Origin of the sequence: Citrobacter sp. Cpo091 (genome assembly GCF_030332645.1) — a bacterium.
Lineage (GTDB): Bacteria > Pseudomonadota > Gammaproteobacteria > Enterobacterales > Enterobacteriaceae > Citrobacter > Citrobacter portucalensis.
In genome coordinates this window covers 547,848-570,420 of sequence record NZ_JAOWHL010000040.1, presented here as the reverse complement: position 1 = coordinate 570,420, position 22,573 = coordinate 547,848, and the positions used below count along the sequence as shown (strand labels likewise).

At 54.7% G+C, this 22,573-nt stretch carries 19 protein-coding genes; 17 read left to right on the top strand and 2 right to left on the bottom strand.

What is annotated here, in order from left to right; genetic code table 11:
- Positions 1-22: 22 nt before the first annotated feature.
- Positions 23-826 carry an inositol-1-monophosphatase gene (gene suhB / locus OGY04_RS21585; protein WP_003835237.1) on the bottom strand — a complete coding sequence of 268 codons (804 nt, stop codon included), beginning with the start codon at positions 824-826 and terminating at the stop codon, positions 23-25.
- Between the two features lie 118 nt (positions 827-944).
- On the opposite strand from suhB, the gene trmJ reads away from it, so the two are divergent.
- From trmJ to sseB, 11 genes are all read left to right on the top strand, one after another.
- Complete coding sequence (gene trmJ, locus OGY04_RS21580; protein ID WP_003835235.1) at positions 945-1,676, top strand: tRNA (cytosine(32)/uridine(32)-2'-O)-methyltransferase TrmJ; 732 nt, start codon at positions 945-947, stop codon at positions 1,674-1,676.
- A gap of 239 nt (positions 1,677-1,915) precedes the next feature.
- On the top strand, positions 1,916-2,407 hold the full coding sequence (gene iscR / locus OGY04_RS21575; RefSeq protein WP_003037674.1) for a Fe-S cluster assembly transcriptional regulator IscR: 492 nt from the start codon (positions 1,916-1,918) through the stop codon (positions 2,405-2,407).
- A 112-nt stretch (positions 2,408-2,519) separates the two neighbouring features.
- Positions 2,520-3,734 carry a cysteine desulfurase gene (gene iscS / locus OGY04_RS21570; RefSeq protein WP_003835233.1) on the top strand — a complete coding sequence of 405 codons (1,215 nt, stop codon included), beginning with the start codon at positions 2,520-2,522 and terminating at the stop codon, positions 3,732-3,734.
- A 26-nt stretch (positions 3,735-3,760) separates the two neighbouring features.
- Positions 3,761-4,147: a Fe-S cluster assembly scaffold IscU gene (iscU, locus tag OGY04_RS21565; RefSeq protein WP_002913991.1), complete on the top strand. Its 387-nt coding sequence runs from the start codon at positions 3,761-3,763 to the stop codon at positions 4,145-4,147.
- Positions 4,148-4,167: 20 nt separating this feature from the next.
- Positions 4,168-4,491, top strand: a complete 324-nt coding sequence (gene iscA / locus OGY04_RS21560; protein ID WP_003835203.1) for an iron-sulfur cluster assembly protein IscA — start codon at positions 4,168-4,170, stop codon at positions 4,489-4,491.
- 108 nt (positions 4,492-4,599) lie between these two features.
- On the top strand, positions 4,600-5,115 hold the full coding sequence (gene hscB / locus OGY04_RS21555) for a co-chaperone HscB (protein ID WP_003835201.1): 516 nt from the start codon (positions 4,600-4,602) through the stop codon (positions 5,113-5,115).
- Positions 5,116-5,130: 15 nt separating this feature from the next.
- Entirely contained in the window at positions 5,131-6,981 is a 1,851-nt protein-coding gene (hscA, locus tag OGY04_RS21550; protein WP_003838439.1) for a Fe-S protein assembly chaperone HscA, read from the top strand.
- Position 6,982: 1 nt separating this feature from the next.
- Positions 6,983-7,318: an ISC system 2Fe-2S type ferredoxin gene (gene fdx, locus OGY04_RS21545; RefSeq protein ID WP_003037690.1), complete on the top strand. Its 336-nt coding sequence runs from the start codon at positions 6,983-6,985 to the stop codon at positions 7,316-7,318.
- An 11-nt stretch (positions 7,319-7,329) separates the two neighbouring features.
- Positions 7,330-7,530, top strand: coding sequence for a Fe-S cluster assembly protein IscX (iscX, locus tag OGY04_RS21540; protein WP_003037694.1), 201 nt, complete (start codon positions 7,330-7,332; stop codon positions 7,528-7,530).
- A 61-nt stretch (positions 7,531-7,591) separates the two neighbouring features.
- The gene (gene pepB / locus OGY04_RS21535) at positions 7,592-8,875 is read left to right on the top strand and encodes an aminopeptidase PepB (RefSeq protein ID WP_008785461.1); all 1,284 of its coding nucleotides are present in this window, start codon (positions 7,592-7,594) and stop codon (positions 8,873-8,875) included.
- 70 nt (positions 8,876-8,945) lie between these two features.
- Positions 8,946-9,722 carry an enhanced serine sensitivity protein SseB gene (gene sseB, locus OGY04_RS21530; RefSeq protein WP_016157136.1) on the top strand — a complete coding sequence of 259 codons (777 nt, stop codon included), beginning with the start codon at positions 8,946-8,948 and terminating at the stop codon, positions 9,720-9,722.
- Positions 9,723-9,765: 43 nt separating this feature from the next.
- On the opposite strand, the gene sseA is transcribed toward sseB, so the two are convergent.
- Positions 9,766-10,611, bottom strand: coding sequence for a 3-mercaptopyruvate sulfurtransferase (gene sseA / locus OGY04_RS21525; RefSeq protein ID WP_286577365.1), 846 nt, complete (start codon positions 10,609-10,611; stop codon positions 9,766-9,768).
- 206 nt (positions 10,612-10,817) lie between these two features.
- Here sseA and OGY04_RS21520 point away from each other — a divergent pair, with 206 nt between their 5' ends.
- From OGY04_RS21520 to ispG, 6 genes are all read left to right on the top strand, one after another.
- Positions 10,818-15,752, top strand: coding sequence for an alpha-2-macroglobulin family protein (locus OGY04_RS21520; protein WP_286586002.1), 4,935 nt, complete (start codon positions 10,818-10,820; stop codon positions 15,750-15,752).
- Positions 15,753-18,065 carry a peptidoglycan glycosyltransferase PbpC gene (gene pbpC, locus OGY04_RS21515; RefSeq protein WP_286586001.1) on the top strand — a complete coding sequence of 771 codons (2,313 nt, stop codon included), beginning with the start codon at positions 15,753-15,755 and terminating at the stop codon, positions 18,063-18,065.
- 148 nt (positions 18,066-18,213) lie between these two features.
- Positions 18,214-18,645, top strand: a complete 432-nt coding sequence (ndk, locus tag OGY04_RS21510) for a nucleoside-diphosphate kinase (RefSeq protein ID WP_003037710.1) — start codon at positions 18,214-18,216, stop codon at positions 18,643-18,645.
- A 251-nt stretch (positions 18,646-18,896) separates the two neighbouring features.
- Complete coding sequence (gene rlmN / locus OGY04_RS21505) at positions 18,897-20,063, top strand: dual-specificity RNA methyltransferase RlmN (RefSeq protein ID WP_008785455.1); 1,167 nt, start codon at positions 18,897-18,899, stop codon at positions 20,061-20,063.
- A 283-nt stretch (positions 20,064-20,346) separates the two neighbouring features.
- Positions 20,347-21,345 (top strand): cytoskeleton protein RodZ, encoded by a 999-nt coding sequence (gene rodZ, locus OGY04_RS21500; protein WP_008785454.1) that lies wholly within the window; start codon positions 20,347-20,349, stop codon positions 21,343-21,345.
- Between the two features lie 26 nt (positions 21,346-21,371).
- The gene (ispG, locus tag OGY04_RS21495; RefSeq protein WP_003037720.1) at positions 21,372-22,490 is read left to right on the top strand and encodes a flavodoxin-dependent (E)-4-hydroxy-3-methylbut-2-enyl-diphosphate synthase; all 1,119 of its coding nucleotides are present in this window, start codon (positions 21,372-21,374) and stop codon (positions 22,488-22,490) included.
- The last annotated feature ends 83 nt before the right edge of the window (positions 22,491-22,573 follow it).

Here is a 22,573-nt window from a genome sequence, read left to right as displayed (position 1 = left end):
AGCCGCCATCCGGCATCAACGATTAACGCTTCAGCGCGTCGCTCAGTTCGTCACGCATGTTAGCCAGCATGGCTTTCACTACGCGCGGGTTACCTGCAACGATGTTGCCGGTCGCCATGTAGTTATGACCACCGGTAAAGTCGCAAACCAGTGCGCCAGCTTCACGGGCAATCAGTTCACCTGCGGCGAAATCCCACGGGCGCAGGCCAATTTCGAAATAACCGTCAACGCGGGCTGCGGCAACGTAGGCCAGATCCAGCGCAGCAGAACCGGTGCGGCGGAAGTCCGCGCATTCGGTAAACATGTTGCCAAGAATTTTCATGTAAGAAGCGGCGTGCTGTTTGGCTTTGAACGGGAAACCGGTGGCGATGATGGTGCCATCCAGATCGCGGGCGGTGCTGCCACGCAGACGGTAGCCGTTCAGCTGTGCGCCCTGGCCACGGGTTGCGGTGAACAGTTCGTTACGCATTGGATCGTAAACAACGGCGACTTCAGTGCGGCCTTTGATGCGTACTGCGATGGATACCGCGAAGTGCGGCAGACGTTTTACGAAGTTGGTGGTGCCATCCAGTGGATCGATAACCCATTGAACATCCAAATCTTCACCAACATGTTCACCGCTTTCTTCGGTGATGATGGTGTGCTGTGGGTAAGATTTGCGAATCGTTTCGATAATAATCGCTTCGGCGGCTTTATCGACGTTAGTCACGAAATCATTGCTGCCTTTCTGGCTGGTTTCTACAGAGTCTGGTGTTTCGTAGTGTTTGGCAATTACATTACCCGCCTTGCGCGCTGCGCGCACGGCGATGGTCAGCATCGGATGCATCGGTCTCTCTCACTGGATGTTAAAGAACGGGAAAACGGCGCAGAGTATAGCAGCGAGTTCGGAATATGTCTTCGTTTTATGATAATATGCCCGAATAATCTTTAGCCGAAGAAATACAATGCTGCAAAATATTCGAATCGTGCTGGTGGAAACCTCTCACACTGGCAACATGGGCTCTGTAGCCCGCGCAATGAAAACCATGGGTTTAACCAATCTGTGGCTGGTAAATCCACTGGTTAAACCGGACTCCCAGGCCATCGCCCTGGCAGCGGGTGCCAGTGATGTGATCGGCAGCGCGCAGATCGTCGATACGCTCGATGAAGCGCTGGCGGGCTGTAGCCTGGTGGTAGGCACCAGTGCGCGTTCCCGCACGCTGCCGTGGCCGATGCTGGATCCGCGTGAATGCGGTTTAAAAAGTGTCTCTGAAGCGACGAACTCGCCGGTGGCGCTGGTCTTTGGTCGTGAACGTGTTGGTCTGACCAACGAAGAGCTGCAGAAGTGCCATTATCACGTCGCCATTGCCGCGAACCCGGAATACAGTTCGCTCAACCTGGCGATGGCAGTGCAGGTCATCTCTTATGAGGTGCGCATGGCCTGGCTGGCGACGCAGGAAAGCGATAAGACCGTAGATTACGAAGAAGCAGAGTATCCGCTGGTCGATGATTTAGAGCGTTTTTACGGTCATCTGGAGCAAACGCTGCTGTCGACCGGGTTTATCCGCGAAGGGCACCCGGGACAGGTGATGAATAAGCTGCGCCGTCTGTTTACCCGTGCGCGTCCAGAGAGCCAGGAGTTGAACATCCTGCGCGGGATTTTAGCTTCAATCGAGCAGCAGAATAAAAGCAAGTAACTGTACGAATGCCGGATGCGCTTCGCTTATCCGGCCTACAGGCCGCACGATTTGCAGGCCGGATAAACGAAGCGCATCCGGCAAGTGAAAATGGCACTGAAGGTTAAATACCTGACTAAATTAGTCAAGTAAATAGTTGACTGATTTAGTCGGGAATGTCAGACTTGCCCCTGCTATGCAATACCCCCATTTTACAATAAAAAACCCCGGGCAGGGGCGAGTTTGAGGCTAAGTAAGACATGAGACTGACATCAAAAGGGCGTTATGCCGTGACCGCAATGTTGGACGTTGCGCTCAACTCCGAAACGGGCCCGGTACCGTTGGCTGATATTTCTGAACGTCAGGGAATTTCCCTGTCATATCTGGAGCAGCTGTTTTCCCGTTTGCGTAAAAACGGTCTGGTTTCCAGCGTACGTGGACCAGGCGGCGGGTATCTGCTGGGTAAAGATGCCGGCAGCATCGCAGTAGGTGAAGTGATTAGCGCTGTTGACGAGTCTGTAGATGCGACCCGTTGCCAGGGCAAAGGCGGTTGTCAGGGCGGCGATAAATGCCTGACCCACGCGCTGTGGCGCGATCTGAGCGATCGTCTGACCGGTTTCCTCAACAACATTACGTTGGGCGAACTGGTAAATAATCAGGAAGTCCTGGATGTGTCTGGTCGCCAGCATACCCATGACGCTCCACGCACTAATCGTGCTCAAGACGCGATCGACGTTAAGTTACGCGCATAATAAAAGTATTTTAGAATCAGGCCGGGGTGCTACACACCCCGTTAACTCGGTCGTACATCCAGCCGGTTGCCTGATTCCTTGCATTGAAGCGATGTACGGAGTTTATAGAGCAATGAAATTACCGATCTATCTCGATTACTCCGCAACCACGCCGGTGGACCCGCGTGTTGCCGAGAAAATGATGCAGTGTCTGACCCTGGACGGAAACTTTGGTAACCCAGCGTCTCGTTCACACCGTTTCGGCTGGCAGGCTGAAGAGGCGGTAGATATCGCCCGTAACCAGATTGCCGACCTCGTGGGCGCTGACCCGCGTGAAATCGTATTTACTTCCGGTGCGACTGAATCCGATAACCTGGCGATTAAAGGTGCAGCCAACTTTTATCAGAAAAAAGGCAAGCACATCATCACCAGCAAAACCGAACACAAAGCCGTGCTGGATACCTGTCGTCAGCTGGAGCGTGAAGGGTTTGAAGTTACCTACCTCGCCCCGCAGCGTAACGGCATTATCGACCTGAAAGAACTTGAAGCGGCAATGCGTGACGACACCATCCTCGTGTCCATCATGCACGTGAACAACGAAATCGGCGTGGTGCAGGATATCGCGACTATCGGCGAAATGTGCCGTGCTCGCGGCATCATCTATCACGTTGATGCGACCCAGAGCGTGGGCAAACTGCCTATCGATCTGAGCCAACTGAAAGTTGACCTGATGTCCTTCTCCGGCCACAAAATCTATGGTCCGAAAGGTATCGGCGCGCTGTACGTTCGTCGTAAACCGCGTATTCGTATTGAAGCGCAGATGCACGGCGGCGGTCACGAGCGCGGTATGCGTTCCGGTACGCTGCCTGTGCACCAGATCGTCGGCATGGGTGAAGCATACCGTATCGCTAAAGAAGAGATGGAAACCGAGATGGCGCGCCTGCGCAGTCTGCGTAACCGTCTGTGGAACGGCGTGAAAGATATGGAAGAGGTGTACCTCAACGGTGACCTCGAGCAGGGCGCACCGAACATTCTCAACGTCAGCTTCAACTTTGTTGAAGGCGAGTCGCTGATTATGGCGCTGAAAGACCTGGCTGTATCCTCCGGTTCTGCATGTACTTCTGCAAGCCTGGAGCCATCCTACGTGCTGCGCGCGCTGGGGATGACCGACGAGCTGGCACACAGCTCAATTCGTTTCTCTTTAGGTCGTTTCACTACCGAAGAAGAGATTGACTATGCCATCAATCTGGTTCGCAACTCCATTGGCCGTCTGCGCGACCTTTCTCCACTGTGGGAAATGTTCAAACAGGGCGTGGATCTGAACAGCATTGAATGGTCACATCACTAATTCGGCACCGATAAGGAGAATTCAACATGGCTTACAGCGAAAAAGTTATCGATCATTACGAGAATCCACGTAACGTGGGCTCTTTTGATAACAGCGATGAGAACGTGGGCAGCGGCATGGTGGGTGCACCGGCCTGTGGCGACGTGATGAAGTTGCAGATCAAAGTCAACAATGAGGGTATCATTGAAGACGCGCGTTTCAAGACTTACGGCTGCGGTTCCGCTATTGCTTCCAGCTCTCTGGTTACCGAATGGGTAAAAGGGAAATCTCTGGACGAAGCACAGGCGATTAAAAACACCGATATCGCCGACGAGCTTGAACTGCCACCGGTGAAAATTCACTGCTCTATTCTGGCTGAAGACGCGATTAAAGCCGCGATTGCGGATTACAAAAGCAAACGTGAAGCAAAATAATTAAGAGTTGAGGTTTTATTATGTCGATTACCTTAAGCGACAGTGCAGCAGCGCGTGTAAATACCTTCCTGGCAAACCGCGGTAAAGGGTTTGGTCTGCGTCTGGGCGTGAGAACCTCCGGCTGCTCAGGTATGGCCTATGTACTGGAATTTGTTGACGAGCCGGCGGCTGAAGATACCGTGTTTGAAGACAAAGGCGTAAAAGTCGTGATCGACGGTAAGAGCCTGCAATTCCTCGACGGTACGCAGTTAGACTTCGTCAAAGAAGGTCTGAACGAAGGGTTTAAGTTCACTAACCCGAACGTGAAAGACGAATGTGGATGCGGCGAAAGCTTCCACGTGTAACGCGCTTACTGATAACCCCACCGTGGTCGCCTGCGCGTGGGGTTTGTTTTACCTGACTCTCTGGTTTTGCCTCATCGAACAACAGAGAATCGATGCCCTGAGAATGTTATGGACTACTTCACCCTCTTTGGCTTACCGGCCCGTTATCAGCTCGATACTCAGGCGCTGAGCCTACGTTTTCAGGATCTACAACGTCAGTATCATCCTGATAAATTCGCCAGCGGCTCCCAGGCGGAACAACTTGCTGCGGTTTCGCAGTCCGCCACTATCAACCAGGCCTGGCAAACGCTGCGTCATCCTTTGATGCGCGCCGAATACTTATTGTCTTTACACGGTTTTGATATCCGCAGCGAGCAGCACACGGTGCGCGATACCGCGTTCCTGATGGAGCAACTTGAGCTGCGTGAAGAGCTGGACGAGATTGAACAGGCAAAAGACAGTCAACGTTTAGATGCGTTTATGAAACGCGTCAGCGAAATGTATAACGTTCGCCATCAACTGATGGTGGAACAGCTGGATAGCGAGACGTGGGACGCAGCGGCAGATACCGTGCGTAAGCTGCGTTTTCTCGATAAACTGCGAAGCAGTGCAGAACAACTCGAAGAAAAACTGCTCGATTTTTAATTTCCGGAAGCGAAAATGGCCTTATTACAAATTAGTGAGCCTGGTCTGAGCGCCGCGCCGCACCAGCGTCGTCTGGCGGTAGGTATCGATTTAGGCACCACCAACTCCCTGGTTGCTACCGTACGCAGCGGCCAGGCCGAAACGCTGGCAGACCATGAAGGTCGCCACCTGTTGCCGTCAGTGGTTCACTATCAGCAGCAGGGCTACTCTGTCGGTTACGATGCCCGCGCCAATGCAGCGTTGGATACGGCAAACACCGTTAGCTCGGTAAAACGCATGATGGGCCGCTCTCTGGCGGATATCCAGGCGCGTTACCCGCATCTGCCATACACGTTCCAGGCGAGCGAAAACGGTCTGCCGATGATTGAAACCGCTGCCGGATTGCTTAATCCGGTGCGCGTCTCCGCTGATATTCTGAAAGCGCTGGCCGCGCGGGCTACCGAATCGCTGTCCGGCGAACTGGACGGCGTGGTAATCACCGTTCCGGCTTACTTTGACGATGCACAGCGTCAGGGGACCAAAGACGCCGCGCGTCTGGCGGGCCTGCACGTATTGCGTCTGCTGAACGAACCGACCGCAGCGGCGATCGCGTATGGTCTGGACTCCGGTCAGGAAGGCGTGATCGCAGTCTACGATCTTGGCGGCGGTACTTTTGATATTTCTATTCTGCGCCTGAGCCGTGGCGTGTTTGAAGTGCTGGCGACCGGCGGTGATTCCGCGCTCGGCGGCGACGATTTTGACCATCTGCTGGCCGATTACATTCGCGAGCAGGCGGGCGTGGCCGATCGCAGCGATAACCGCGTACAGCGCGAACTGCTGGATGCCGCGATTGCAGCGAAAATCGCGCTTAGCGACGCTGATTCTGTAACGGTTAACGTGGCAGGATGGCAGGGTGAAATCACCCGTGAAACCTTTAATGAACTCATTTCCGCACTGGTCAAGCGTACGCTGCTGGCCTGCCGTCGCGCGCTGAAAGATGCGGGCGTGGAGCCGCAAGATGTGCTGGAAGTGGTGATGGTTGGCGGTTCAACGCGCGTGCCTCTGGTACGTGAACGCGTCGGTGAATTTTTTGGCCGTACGCCGTTGACCTCTATTGACCCGGACAAAGTGGTCGCTATCGGTGCGGCAATCCAGGCGGATATTCTGGTCGGAAATAAACCGGACAGCGAAATGCTGCTGCTGGACGTTATCCCGCTGTCTCTGGGACTGGAAACCATGGGCGGTCTGGTGGAGAAAGTGATCCCGCGTAACACCACTATCCCAGTGGCGCGCGCGCAGGACTTTACCACCTTTAAAGATGGCCAAACCGCGATGTCCATTCACGTGATGCAGGGCGAGCGTGAGCTGGTGCAGGACTGCCGTTCACTGGCGCGTTTTGCGCTGCGCGGCATCCCGGCATTGCCGGCAGGCGGCGCACATATCCGCGTGACCTTCCAGGTGGATGCCGATGGGCTGCTGAGCGTCACCGCCATGGAGAAATCCACAGGCGTTGAGTCCTCAATCCAGGTTAAACCGTCCTACGGTCTGACCGACAGTGAAATCGCCTCCATGATTCAGGATTCGATGAGTTTTGCCGAGCAGGACGTTAAAGCCCGTATGCTGGCAGAACAGAAAGTCGAAGCGGCACGCGTACTGGAGAGTTTATCCGGTGCGCTGAACGCTGATGCCGCGCTGTTAAGCGCCGCAGAACGTCAGGCTATCGACACCGCCGCCGCGCACTTGAGCGAGGTTGCACAGGGTGACGATGTTGACGCGATAGAACAAGCCATTAAAAACGTAGACAAACAAACCCAGGAATTCGCCGCTCGCCGCATGGACAAATCCGTCCGTAGCGCGCTGAAAGGCCATTCCGTGGACGAGGTTTAATATGCCAAAGATTGTTATTTTGCCTCATCAGGATCTCTGTCCCGATGGCGCAGTTCTGGAAGCTGAGACCGGCGAAACCATTCTCGACGTTGCCCTGCGTAACGGGATCGAGATTGAACACGCCTGTGAAAAATCCTGTGCCTGCACTACCTGCCACTGCATCGTGCGTGAAGGTTTTGATTCTTTGCCGGAAAGCACAGAAGAAGAAGACGACATGCTGGATAAAGCCTGGGGACTGGAGCCGGAGAGCCGTTTAAGCTGTCAGGCGCGGGTAACCGAGGACGATTTAGTGGTCGAAATCCCACGTTACACAATCAATCATGCGCGTGAGCATTAACAGAGGGTAGTATGGGACTGAAGTGGACCGATAGCCGCGAAATCGGCGAGGCGCTGTATGACGCTTTCCCCGATCTCGATCCCAAGACCGTTCGTTTCACCGATCTGCACCAGTGGATCTGTGACCTGGAAGAGTTCGATGATGATCCTCAGGCATCGAACGAAAAAATCCTTGAGGCCATTTTGCTGGTCTGGCTGGACGAAGCCGAATAAGTCAACGGGCTGCCCACGGGTGGCCCGTTTTCCTGTATGCGCGAAAATAAGGATAAATAAAATGACAGAAGCCATGAAAATTACGCTTTCCACGCAACCCGCCGATGCCCGCTGGGGTGAAAAGGCGACATACAGCATTAATAATGACGGCATTACCCTGCACCTGAACGGAAAAGATGACCTCGGCCTTATCCAGCGTGCCGCGCGTAAAATCGACGGCCTGGGTATTAAACACGTTCAACTGGACGGTGAAGGCTGGGATACCGAACGCAGCTGGGCGTTCTGGCAGGGCTACAAGGGACCAAAAGGCACCCGCAAAGTTGAGTGGGCCGCTCTGGACGAAGCGCAGCGCAAAGAGCTGGATAGCCGTCTGAAGATTATTGACTGGGTGCGCGATACCATTAACGCCCCGGCAGAAGAGCTGGGCCCGGAACAGCTGGCGCAGCGCGCTGTTGATCTGCTGTGCTCCGTCGCGTGCGATAACGTCTCTTACCGCATCACCAAAGGTGAAGATCTGCGCGAGCAGAACTACATGGGCCTGCATACCGTGGGTCGCGGATCTGAACGTCCTCCAGTGCTGCTGGCGCTGGACTACAACCCAACAGGCGACAAAGAAGCCCCGGTTTATGCCTGCCTGGTTGGTAAGGGAATTACTTTTGATTCCGGTGGTTACAGCATCAAGCAAAGCGCATTTATGGACTCAATGAAGTCCGACATGGGCGGTGCGGCAACGGTCACCGGCGCGTTGGCATTTGCCATCACCCGCGGTCTGAACAAGCGCGTGAAGTTGTATCTGTGCTGCGCGGATAACCTGATTAGCGGCAACGCCTTTAAGCTCGGCGACATCATTCACTATCGCAACGGTAAAAAAGTTGAAGTGATGAATACCGATGCCGAAGGACGTCTGGTGCTGGCCGATGGCCTGATCGATGCCAGCGCGCAGAAACCGGAACTGATCATTGATGCTGCCACGCTGACCGGCGCGGCGAAAACCGCGCTGGGCAACGATTACCACGCGCTGTTTAGCTTTGATGATCAGCTGGCTGCTCGCCTGCTGGCAAGTGCGGCGCAAGAAAACGAACCGTTCTGGCGTCTGCCGCTGGCAGAGTTTCACCGTAGCCAGTTGCCGTCGAACTTTGCCGAACTGAATAACACCGGTAGCGCGGCTTACCCGGCTGGCGCAAGCACCGCGGCGGGCTTCCTGTCCCATTTCGTGGAAAACTACCAGCAGGGCTGGCTGCATATCGACTGCTCTGCAACCTATCGCAAAGCGCCGGTTGAGCAGTGGTCTGCGGGCGCAACCGGTCTGGGTGTGCGCACGATTGCGAATCTGCTGACCGCATAATTTATTACTGTATTGCCGGATGGCGCTACGCTTATCCGGCCTACATGTATTCATCCAATTTGTGATACTTATGTCCGAAACAAAAAACGAATTAGAAACATTGCTGGAACAAGCGGCAACAGAGCCTGCGCATCGTCCGGCATTTTTCCGTACTTTACTGGAATCCACAGTCTGGGTGCCGGGTACTGCCGCAGAAGGCGAGGCGGTGGTTGAAGACAGCGCTCTCGACCTGCAGCACTGGGAAAAAGAAGACGGAACGACTGTGATCCCGTTCTTCACTTCTCTGGAAGCCCTGCAGCAGGCGGTGGAAGATGAGCAGGCATTTGTCGTTATGCCGGTGCGTACGTTGTTTGAAATGACGCTCGGCGAAACGCTCTTTCTCAACGCGAAACTGCCGACCGGCAAAGAATTTATGCCGCGTGAAATCAGCCTGCTGATGGGGGAAGAGGGGAATCCGCTCAGCACCCAGGAAGTACTGGAAGGCGGTGAATCGCTGATCCTCTCTGAAGTCGCTGAACCTCCGGCGCAGATGATTGACTCGCTGACTACGCTGTTTAAAACCATTAAGCCGGTAAAACGCGCGTTTCTCTGCTCAATCAAAGAAAGCGCGGAAGCCCAGCCGAATCTGCTGATTGGTATTGAAGCGGAAGGGGATATTGAAGAGATCATCCACGCTGCTGGCAGCGTCGCGACCGATACGCTGCCGGGCGATGAACCTATTGATATCTGCCAGGTGAAGAAGGGTGAGAAGGGCGTGAGCCACTTTATCACTGAGCATATCGCACCGTTCTACGAACGCCGCTGGGGCGGTTTCCTGCGCGACTTTAAACAGAACCGGATTATCTAAATTGTAGGCCGGATAAGCGAAGTGCTATCCGGCTTTTCCAGCTTTATAATTGCGGTTCTACCGGTAAATCGTTGCGCGCTCCCCATTCGCTCCATGCGCCGTCATACAATGCGACGTCAGAAACGCCCAGCGTGGCAAGTGCCAGCACGACGACGGCAGCCGTTACGCCGGAGCCGCAGCTGGCGATAATAGGGCGGTCAAAGCTCACGCCGTGGCTGAAGAAAATAGCATCCAGCTCATCGGTGGTTTTCAGTTCGCCGTCACGAACCAGTTCTGTCCACGGTACGTTAAGCGCACCCGGCACATGACCACGTTTCAGACCAGGACGCGGCTCGTCAACTTCGCCATTAAAACGCGCAGCCGGACGGGCATCGACGATCTGCGCCGTTTTTTCATGACTGGCCAGCAGTACATCGGTAACGCGCACAACTGCGTCAGGCGTAAAGGCCACGTTAAATTCACCTTCATGTAAATCCTCATCGCCTTCCTGGAGCATTAACTCATCGCGCTTCCAGCCTGCCAGACCGCCTGCCAGAATGGAGACATTTTCGACGCCAAATGTCCGCAGCATCCACCATGCGCGTGGCGCGGAAAACAGATTACCGTCATCGTAGATAACCAGATGCTTATCCTGATTAACGCCCAGCTCGCGCATCGCAACGGCAAAGGCTTCGGGGCGTGGCATCATATGCGGTAGCGGTGAGGTATGATCGGAAAGCGCTTCAATATCAAAAAATACTGCGCCAGGAATATGGCCCGCACGATACTCCTCGCCAACATCGCGATCTTCCTGTCCTGGAGGTGCCATCCGGGCATCAAGAATTTGTATTTCCGGGTCGTCAATGTGTTCGGCAAGCCAGTCGGCAGCGACAAAGAAGGCGGTGGTCATAGGCATCTCCATTTTTACCAGGTTTTGGCAAATTGTCGGATGTTTACCGTAAAGCGACAAGTAAAACAGGCTGATTTGTCAGGTGAATCCACATTAATCACTTAAATTAAGACAACGTTGTTCAGTTACTGACTTCCACAGCCGGAAATCTGACGCATAATAGTTGTTCTACGTAGCTAACGGGCCACTACGGCCAGGGATGAAAAATGAAACATTTACGCGTAGCGGCCTGCATGCTGATGCTGGCACTGGTCGGGTGCGATAATAATAACGAAAAATCACCGACGGCTGCGAAACCTGATGCGCCTGCGGCACAGACTGCGCCAGCAAAAGATAAAGCTCAATTACAAAAGCTGATGCAGCAAAGCCAGGGCAAGTCGCTGACGCTGCTGGATGCCTCAGAGGTCCAGCTCGACGGTGCGGCAACGCTCGTTTTGACCTTCTCCATTCCCCTCGATCCAGAACAAGATTTTTCCCGCGTCGTGCATGTTGTTGATAAAAAAAGCGGCAAAGTGGATGGTGCCTGGGAGCTGGCGCCAAATCTGAAAGAGCTGCGCTTACGCCATCTGGAACCTAACCGGGAACTGGTGGTGACCATTGAGCGTGATTTGCTGGCGCTGAATAAAGCGACGTTCGCTATTGATTATGAAAAAAACATTACCACCCGCGATGTACAGCCAAGCGTTGGGTTTGCCAGTCGCGGCTCGCTGTTGCCGGGAAAAGTAATTGAAGGCCTGCCGGTAATGGCCCTCAACGTTAACAGCGTGGATGTGAACTTCTTTCGTGTGAAGCCTGAATCGCTCGGCGCATTTGTCAGCCAGTGGGAATACCGCAATTCGTTGACGAACTGGGAATCTGACAATCTATTGAAAATGGCGGAACTGGTGTATACCGGACGCTTTGACCTCAATCCTGCGCGTAACACCCGTGAGAAGCTGCTGCTGCCGCTGAGCGATATCAAGCCGTTGCAGCAAGCAGGAGTTTACATCGCGGTGATGAATCAGGCTGGACAATACAACTACAGTAATGCCGCTACGCTGTTCACGCTCAGCGATATTGGTGTGTCTGCGCACCGTTACCATAATCAACTGGATGTCTTTACGCAGAGTCTGGAAAACGGCGCTGCGCAGCAGGGTATAGAGGTCACCTTACTCAACGAAAAAGGACAGACGTTGGCGCAGGCTACCAGCGACGCGCAGGGTCATGTCAAACTGGAGACTGATAAAGATGCGGCTTTATTGCTGGCCCGCAAAGACGGGCAAACCACGCTGCTGGATCTGAAACTCCCGGCGTTGGATCTGGCTGAATTTGATATTGCCGGTGCACCGGGATACAGCAAACAGTTCTTTATGTTTGGTCCCCGTGACCTCTATCGTCCTGGCGAAATGGTGATCCTCAACGGATTACTGCGTGACAGCGACGGCAAAACGTTGCCCGACCAGCCGGTGAAGCTGGAGGTCGTGAAGCCCGACGGGCAAGTGTTACGTTCGGTGGTTAGCCAGCCGGAGAACGGTCTGTACCGTTTTAGCTGGCCGCTGGACACCAACGCGCCAACCGGTATGTGGCATATTCGTGCTAATACGGGCGACAACCAGTCACGTATGTGGGATTTCCACGTCGAAGATTTTATGCCTGAGCGGATGGCGCTCAATCTCTCCGCTAATAAGATTCCGGTGGCTCCGGCTGATGAAGTGAAGTTCTCGGTAGTGGGCTACTACCTGTACGGCGCGCCCGCTAACGGCAATGCTCTGCAAGGGCAGCTTTTCCTGCGCCCGCTGCGCGAAGCGGTGCAGGCATTGCCGGGGTTCCAATTTGGTAATATTGCCGAAGAAAACCTGTCCCGCAGCCTCGATGAAGTTCAGCTTACGCTGGATGAACACGGTCGCGGCGAAGTGACCACCAACAGCCAATGGCAGGAGACGCATTCCCCGTTACAGGTGATCCTGCAAGCCAGCCTGCTGGAGTCAGGTGGCCGCCCGGTGACGCGTCGGGCTGAACAAGCCATCTGGCCTGCGGACACGCTGCCGGGTATTCGTCCGCAGTTTGCGGCAAAAGCCGTCTATGACTACCGCACTGATACCACTGTGAATCAGCCTATCGTTGATGAAAACAGCAACGCCGCTTTCGACATTGTTTATGCCGATGCGCAGGGCGAGAAAAAAGCGGTGTCCGGTTTGCAGGTGCGTTTGATCCGCGAGCGCCGGGATTATTACTGGAACTGGTCTGAAGGCGAGGGCTGGCAATCACAGTTCGATCAAAAGGATCTGGTTGAAGGTGAGCAGACTCTGGATCTTAAGGCCGATGAAACCGGTAAAGTCAGCTTCCCGGTTGAGTGGGGTGCCTATCGTCTGGAAGTGAAAGCCCCGAATGATGCGGTGAGCAGCGTACGCTTCTGGGCAGGTTATAGCTGGCAGGATAACAGCGACGGCAGTGGGGCTGTGCGTCCCGATCGCGTGACTCTGAAACTGGACAAACCCAGCTATCGTCCTGGCGATACCATGAAGCTGCACGTTGCCGCTCCTGCTGCTGGCAAAGGTTATGCGATGGTGGAGTCCAGCGAAGGCCCGCTGTGGTGGCAAGAAATAGACGTACCGGCGGATGGTCTCGATATCTCCATCCCGATTGATAAAACCTGGAATCGCCACGATTTGTATCTCAGTGCGCTAGTGGTTCGTCCTGGCGACAAGTCCCGTTCGGCCACGCCAAAACGGGCGGTTGGTTTACTGCATTTGCCGTTAGGTGATGAAAACCGTCGTCTGGCGCTGGCGCTGGAAAACCCGGCGAAAATACGTCCAAACCAGTCGTTGACCGTCAAGATTAAAGCCAGCGTCAAAAATGGCGACATACCAAAACAGGTCAACGTGCTGGTCTCTGCCGTTGATAGCGGGGTGTTGAACATTACCGATTACGCCACGCCAGATCCGTGGCAGGCATTTTTCGGACAAAAACGCTATGGCGCGGATATTTATGATATTTACGGCCAGGTGATCGAAGGGCAAGGGCGGCTGGCGGCGCTGCGTTTTGGTGGTGATGGCGATGAATTAAAACGCGGCGGTAAGCCACCGGTCAATCACGTCAATATCGTGGCGCAACAGGCGCTGCCGGTCACGCTCAACGAGCAGGGCGAAGGTACGGTGACGCTACCGATTGGTGATTTCAACGGCGAGCTACGGGTAATGGCACAGGCCTGGACGGCGGATGACTTTGGCAGCAGTGAAAGCAAGGTGATTGTTGCCGCGCCGGTAATTGCTGAACTGAATATGCCGCGTTTTCTGGCTGGAGGCGATACCTCGCGACTGACGCTGGACGTGACTAACCTGACTGACAAACCGCAAACACTGAATATTAAGCTCGCGGCCAGCGGTTTACTGGAGCTGATGGGGCAAGATCCTGCTCCATTGAATCTGGCACCAGGCGTACGGACTACGTTGTTTATTCCGGTGCGTGCGCGGGAGGGGTTTGGCGATGGCGAAATTCAGGCAGAAATTAGCGGTCTGACTTTACCGGGTGAAACGCTGCCAGTTCAGCATAAACAGTGGAAGATTGGCGTGCGTCCGGCGTTCCCGGCGCAAACCGTTAATAACGGTGTCGCACTTCAGCCGGGCGCAACCTGGCAGCTTCCGGGCGAAGAACTGACCAACTTCTCCCCTGCAACGATGCAGGGACAACTGCTGTTCAGCGGTAAGCCGCCGCTAAATCTGGCGCGTTATATCCGCGAACTGAAGGCTTACCCTTACGGTTGCCTGGAGCAAACTGCGAGCGGGTTGTTCCCATCCTTATACACCAACGCTGCGCAATTGAAGGCGTTAGGTATTGTGGGCGACAGCGATGAAAAACGCCGCGCGGCAGTCGATATTGGGATTTCTCGTTTAGTGCAGATGCAGCGTGATAACGGCGGTTTCGCGTTGTGGGATAAAAACGGGTCGGAAGAGTACTGGCTGACCGCGTATGTCATGGATTTCCTCGTTCGGGCAAATGAACAGGGCTACAGCGTCCCGGTAGAGGTCATTAACCGTGGCAACGAGCGGCTGCTGCGCTATTTGCAGGATCCCGGAATGTTGTCGATTCGCTATACCGACGACTCTTCAGCAAGCCGGTTTGCCGTACAAGCCTACGCTGCGTTGGTTCTGGCGCGTCAGCAAAAAGCCCCGCTCGGCGCATTGCGTGAGATCTGGGAGCGTCGTGCGCAAGCGGCCTCTGGTTTACCGCTGTTACAACTGGGGATCGCGCTGAAAAATATGGGCGATGCTAACCGCAGTGAACAGGCGTTGACGCTGGCGCTGAATACGCCGCGCCGCGATACGCAACAGTGGATGGCGGATTACGGCAGTGCGTTACGGGATAACGCGTTGATGATGGCCTTGCTCGAAGAGAACAAGCTCAAACCTGACGTGCAGAATACGCTGCTGAACACGTTGTCAGAACAGGCCTTTGGGCAGCGCTGGCTCTCGACTCAGGAAAATAATGCGTTGTTCCTTGCCGCCCGTACGTTACAGGACTTGCCAGGCACATGGCAGGCGCAAACGTCACTCTCGGAGCAACCGTTAGCCGGGGAGAAATCACAGACGCGTAATCTGGATGCCGATGCGCTGTCTACGCTGAGCGTCACCAATACCGGTAATCAACCGCTGTGGCTGCGTCTGGATGTGAGCGGTTATCCGCAAACCTCACCGACACCTGCCAGCAACGTTCTGCATATTGAGCGTCAAATCCTGGGGCTCGACGGAAACAGTAAATCACTGGATTCTCTGCGCAGCGGCGAGCTGGTGCTGGTCTGGCTGGAGGTGAAAGCCAGCCAGAACGTGCCGGATGCACTGGTGGTTGACTTACTGCCAGCAGGACTGGAACTGGAAAACCAGAATCTGGCCAACGGCAGCGCCAGCCTGCAGGATAGCGGTAGCGAAGTGGCGAATTTGCTTAATCAGATGCAGCAGGCAGATATCCAGCACGTTGAGTTCCGTGACGATCGTTTTGTCGCTGCGGTGGCGGTCAATGAAGGACAACCGGTTACGCTGGTGTATCTGGCGCGAGCGGTAACGCCGGGGACCTACCAGGTTCCCGTCCCACAGGTGGAATCAATGTATGTTCCGCAGTGGCGCGCGACCGGTGCGACAGAGGGACTTTTGATTGTCAGACCGTAAATGATGCGCCGGTTGGGTAAACGCGGCTGCTGGCTCTGGCTGGCAGCCGTTGCGCTATTGATTGTGGCGGCAGTTTGGGCGGCAGATAAAATCTGGCCGCTGCCTTTGCGCGAAGTCGATCCGGCACGGGTCGTGGTGGCACATGATGGTACGCCACTCTGGCGCTTTGCCGATGCCGAAGGTATCTGGCGGTATCCGGTAACGATTGATGAGGTGTCGCCCCGCTACCTTGAGGCGTTAATTAACTATGAAGACCGCTGGTTCTGGAAGCATCCCGGCGTCAATCCGTTTTCAGTACTGCGCGCAGCATGGCAGGACCTCTCCTCTGGGCGTGTGGTTTCGGGCGGCAGTACGCTCACCATGCAGGTCGCACGATTACTCGATCCCCATCCGCGAACCTTCGGCGGCAAGTTTCGCCAGCTCTGGCGCGCATTGCAGCTGGAATGGCATCTCTCCAAACGCGACATCCTGACACTGTATCTCAACCGTGCGCCGTTTGGCGGTACGCTGCAGGGCGTGGGGGCGGCAAGTTGGGCCTATCTTGGCAAATCACCCGCGCAATTGAGTTACTCCGATGCCGCGCTGCTGGCTGTTTTACCACAGGCACCAAGTCGCCTGCGTCCAGATCGCTGGCCGGACCGTGCCCAAGCAGCGCGTAATAAAGTGCTCGAGCGTATGGCGAGCCAGGGTATTTGGCCTGCCAGACAGGTACAGGAGTCGCGTGAAGAGCCAGTCTGGCTGTCGCCCCGGCAAATGCCGCAGTTAGCGCCGTTATTCTCGCGCATGATGCTGGGAAAAAGCCGGAGCGATAAAATCGTGACTACCCTTGATGCCGGATTGCAGCGCCAACTGGAAGAGCTGGCGCAGAACTGGAAGGGGCGCTTACCTGCACGCAGTTCGCTGGCAATGATTGTGGTCGATCACACCGATATGAGCGTGCGTGGTTGGGTGGGGTCGGTAGATATGAATGACGACTCCCGCTTTGGTCATGTGGATATGGTGAATGCGATCCGTTCGCCTGGCTCGGTATTGAAGCCGTTTATCTATGGACTGGCGCTGGATGACGGACTCATTCATCCCGCTTCGTTGTTGCAGGATGTCCCGCGGAGAACCGGAGATTATCGACCGGGGAATTTTGACAGCGGTTTTCATGGCCCGGTGAGCATGAGCGAAGCGCTGGTAAGGTCGTTGAATTTACCCGCCGTGCAGGTGCTCGAAGCCTATGGTCCGAAGCGCTTTGCCGCATCGTTACGTAACGTCGGCTTACCGCTGTATCTGCCCGCAGGGGCTGCGCCGAATCTGTCGCTGATTTTAGGTGGCGCGGGGGCAAGGCTGGAAGATATGGCCGCAGCGTACAGCGCCTTTGCCCGTAAGGGAAAAGCGGGAAAACTGCGTCTGCAGCCGGGTGACCCACTGCTTGAACGTCCGTTGATGTCGGCGGGCGCGGCGTGGATTATTCGCCGTATCATGGCCGACGAAGCGCAACCGCTGCCGGATAACTCGCTGAGCAGAGTGGTTCCGCTGGCGTGGAAAACGGGCACCAGCTATGGCTATCGCGATGCCTGGGCGATTGGCGTTAACGCCCGTTATGTGATCGGTATCTGGACCGGCAGACCAGACGGAACGCCGGTGGTGGGCCAGTTTGGATTTGCCAGCGCCGTGCCGCTGCTCAATCAGGTCAACAATCTTTTGCTCTCTCGCGGGACCAATCAGCCGGAAGATCCACGTCCTGATTCCGTGAGTCGCGGCGTGGTGTGCTGGCCGGGCGGGCAATCCCTTGCCCCAGGAGACAGCAACTGCCGTCGCCGTCTGGCAACCTGGTTACTGGATGGCAGTCAGCCGCCAACGTTATTATTGCCCGAGCAGGAAGGGGTTAATGGCATTCGTTTTCCTGTCTGGCTGGATGATGAAGGCAAACGTGTGGCGGCGGATTGCCCGCAGGCGCACGAGCAAACGTTAATCGTCTGGCCGTTGCCGCTGGAGCCATGGCTACCGGAATCAGAACGCCGTGGGGCGAGATTACCGCCAGTTTCTGCCACATGTCCGCCGCTGGGGCAAGACGCTTCGCAGCCGTTGCAGTTGACAGGCATTCGTGATGGCGCGATTGTGAAGCGTTTACCCGGTTCTGCTCAGGCCTCATTGCCGGTGCAAACCAGCGGTGGGAGCGGTGAACGCTGGTGGTTTCTTAACGGTGAAAGGCTGGATGAACGCGGACGTCGTCTTACGCTACGGCTGGCGACTAAAGGGGATTATCAACTGCTGGTGATGGATGATGCTGGCCAGGTAGCGACGGTGAGATTTTCGATGCAGTAGACCAGTTGATGACTGTTTGTTGCTAAAATTCATCTTATTTTAAAGAAATGTTACCTTCATCAATAGTCAATTGCCGGGATGCTCTTTATAATCCGCGCCAGGTCGTACATCTATATAGACAACAACAGAACACATTACAGAGGTTATCATGGCTATTGAACGTACTTTTTCCATCATCAAACCAAACGCGGTGGCAAAAAACGTTATTGGGAGCATCTTTGCGCGCTTTGAAGCAGCAGGGTTCAAAATTGTCGGCACTAAAATGCTGCACCTGACCGTTGAGCAGGCACGTGGCTTCTATGCTGAGCACGATGGCAAACCGTTCTTTGACGGTCTGGTTGAATTCATGACCTCCGGTCCGATCGTTGTTTCTGTTCTGGAAAGCGAAAATGCCGTACAGCGTCATCGTGATCTGCTGGGCGCAACCAACCCGGCGAATGCGCTGGCCGGTACTCTGCGTGCAGACTATGCTGACAGCTTCACCGAGAATGGTACTCACGGTTCCGACTCCGTTGAGTCAGCGGCGCGCGAAATCGCCTATTTCTTTGGTGAAGGTGAGGTTTGCCCGCGCACTCGCTAATAAGCTCGTGGGGTAGGCCGGATAAGCATTTGCGCATCCGGCACTGTTTTGCCTGATGGCGACGCTGATGCGTCTTATCAGACCTACGTTCTTTCTTTACATATTATTTTCGCTAATGCTTCGTGCAAACGTGGCATCCCTGCGCCAGACTTTGTACAATGCAACGCCCCGGAAGAGCAGATCGCTTGCCGGGGCGTTTCTTTTTAACCCTCCACGGGCCACAACGTGTAACAACGAGGCCGGAAAAAATTATGTCTGAATTAGTTAACACCTCTGAAGTCGTCATTCCTGCGGTTCCAAATAAAAATGGAAAAATTAACCTGCTGGATCTGAACCGTCAGCAAATGCGCGAATTCTTCAAAGAGATGGGCGAAAAACCGTTTCGTGCCGATCAGGTCATGAAGTGGATGTACCACTATTGCAGCGACAACTTTGATGACATGACTGACATCAACAAGGTGCTGCGTAACAAGCTGAAAGAAGTGGCTGAAATTCGCGCCCCGGAAGTGGTGGAAGAGCAGCGTTCTTCTGACGGTACGATCAAATGGGCTATCGCGGTTGGCGATCAGCGCGTTGAAACGGTGTATATCCCGGAAGACGATCGTGCGACCCTGTGTGTTTCTTCACAGGTCGGGTGCGCATTAGAGTGTAAATTCTGCTCTACGGCGCAACAGGGCTTTAATCGTAACCTGCGGGTATCTGAGATCATTGGTCAGGTCTGGCGCGCGGCGAAGATCGTCGGTGCGGTAAAGGCTACGGGCGTGCGTCCTATTACCAACGTGGTGATGATGGGGATGGGTGAGCCGCTGCTCAACCTGACCAACGTAGTTCCGGCGATGGAAATCATGCTTGATGACTTCGGTTTTGGGCTGTCCAAGCGTCGCGTCACGCTATCCACCTCAGGCGTTGTCCCTGCGCTGGATAAGCTGGGTGATATGATTGACGTCGCGCTGGCGATTTCTCTGCATGCGCCGAACGATGAAATTCGTGACGAAATTGTACCTATCAACAAAAAGTACAATATCGAAACATTCCTTGGCGCGGTTCGTCGTTATCTGGAGAAGTCCAACGCTAACCAGGGTCGTGTAACCATTGAGTATGTGATGTTAGATCACATCAATGATGGCACTGAACACGCGCATCAGCTGGCAGAACTGCTGAAAGATACGCCGTGTAAGATCAACCTGATCCCGTGGAACCCGTTCCCGGGCGCGCCGTATGGCCGTAGTTCTAACAGCCGTATCGATCGTTTCTCCAAAGTGTTGATGAGCTATGGTTTTACTACCATCGTGCGTAAAACACGTGGTGATGACATCGATGCAGCCTGCGGTCAGCTGGCGGGCGATGTTATCGACCGTACCAAGCGTACTCTGCGTAAGCGTATGCAGGGCGACGCTATCGAGATTAAGACCGTTTGATGTTGGCGCACTACGGTATAATTCCTGTACCGTAGTGCAACGTAAGCCATATGAGGTTTTTTGTTGTCGTCGTCAGGTCAATAATAACGGTGCGTTTTTGTCGACTTTAAGGCAGTATGTAACGGCGTAACAAGTGTTTAGCCCTCAGGTTTACGCCGTTTTGTCATTGATAGTCTGACCGTTTTATACTGTCTGACGAAGGTTAACTGACCAGATGTTTCGCGGTGTGGGTGAGCATTGTGGCTCGCCGGCATCAGAACCCAAATTTACGCAGCTGTAGCGAATGAATACTGAAGCCACGCACGACAAAAATGAAACACTATCCACCGGCGTTCGTCTGCGCAATGCCCGTGAACAACTCGGATTCAGCCAGCAGGCAGTCGCGGAGCGACTTTGCCTGAAGGTCTCCACGGTACGCGATATTGAAGAGGATAAGGCGCCAGCCGATCTTGCTTCAACATTCCTGCGCGGGTATATCCGTTCTTATGCGCGTCTGGTGCATATTCCTGAAGAAGAACTGTTGCCAGGGCTGGAAAAACAGGCTCCGATTCGACCAGCTAAAGTCGCACCGATGCAGAGCTTCTCGCTCGGCAAACGTCGTAAGAAACGCGACGGCTGGTTAATGACCTTTACCTGGCTTGTGCTGTTTGTCGTTGTCGGACTGACAGGCGCCTGGTGGTGGCAGAACCATAAAGCACAGCAGGAAGAGATCACCACCATGGCCGATCAATCCTCTGCTGAGCTGAATGCCGGTAAAGAGGGTGCGCAGAACGTACCGTTAGATACCAGCGCAGCAGCAGGGCAGGATACCCCTCCGGCTCCTGACGATGGTGCGGTAGCGGACGCAGCGCCAACGCCAGACGTTGCTGCGACCCCGGCCCCCGCCGCTGATGCGCAACAGAACGCCGTTGTTGCCCCATCTCAGGCTAACGTCGATACCGCAACCGCAGCGCCAACAGCGCCAGCTACAGCGGCTCCTCTGCCGACCGATCAGGCAGGTGTGACTACACCTGTAGCCGATCCTAACGCGCTGGTGATGAACTTTACCGCCGATTGCTGGCTGGAAGTAACCGATGCGACCGGTAAAAAACTGTTCAGCGGGATGCAGCGTAAAGACGGCAATCTAAACCTGACCGGTCAAGCGCCGTACAAACTGAAAATTGGCGCCCCGGCGGCAGTGCAGATTCAGTTCCAGGGTAAACCTGTCGATCTGAGTCGTTTTATCAGAACTAACCAGGTTGCGCGTCTGACCGTTAATGCCGAACAATCACCGGCTCAGTAACAGACGGCAATGCGGGAGATTTTTTAATGCATAACCAGGCTCCAATTCAACGTAGAAAATCGACACGCATTTACGTTGGGAACGTGCCGATTGGCGATGGTGCGCCCATCGCTGTACAGTCTATGACTAACACGCGTACCACGGATGTGGAAGCGACGGTTAATCAGATTAAAGCGCTGGAACGCGTAGGCGCAGACATTGTTCGTGTCTCCGTACCGACAATGGATGCCGCAGAAGCGTTCAAGCTTATCAAACAGCAGGTTAACGTCCCGCTGGTTGCCGATATTCACTTCGACTATCGTATCGCGCTGAAGGTGGCGGAATACGGCGTTGATTGCCTGCGTATTAACCCAGGTAATATCGGCAGTGAAGAGCGTATTCGCATGGTGGTGGATTGCGCTCGTGATAAAAATATTCCTATCCGTATCGGCGTCAACGCCGGATCGTTGGAAAAAGATCTGCAGGAAAAATACGGCGAACCGACGCCGCAGGCGCTGCTGGAATCCGCTATGCGCCATGTGGATCACCTCGATCGTCTGAACTTCGATCAATTCAAAGTCAGCGTTAAAGCATCTGACGTTTTCCTCGCCGTAGAATCCTATCGCCTGCTGGCGAAACAGATCGATCAACCGCTGCATCTGGGGATCACCGAAGCCGGTGGTCTGCGTAGTGGTTCGGTGAAGTCCGCGATCGGCCTTGGCCTGCTGTTATCTGAAGGGATCGGCGATACGCTGCGTGTTTCTCTGGCAGCCGATCCGGTGGAAGAGATCAAAGTGGGTTTCGATATCCTGAAATCGCTGCGTATTCGCGCGCGCGGGATCAACTTCATCGCTTGCCCAACCTGTTCGCGTCAGGAGTTTGACGTTATTGGTACGGTTAACGCGCTGGAGCAACGCCTGGAAGATATCATTACGCCAATGGACGTTTCGATCATCGGCTGCGTGGTAAACGGTCCTGGTGAAGCGCTGGTTTCTACGCTGGGCGTGACGGGCGGTAACAAGAAAAGTGGCCTGTATGAAGACGGCGTGCGTAAGGACAGACTCGATAACGACGACATGATTACGCAGCTTGAAGCCCGCATCCGCGCTAAAGCGAGTATTCTGGACGAAGCGCGTCGTATCGACGTGCAGCAGCTTGAAAAATAACAACGTGATGGGAAGCGGCGTGCTTCCCGTGTATGATTGAACCCGCATGGCGCCCGCATTGTTCGGGTTAGCGCTGAGGGTTC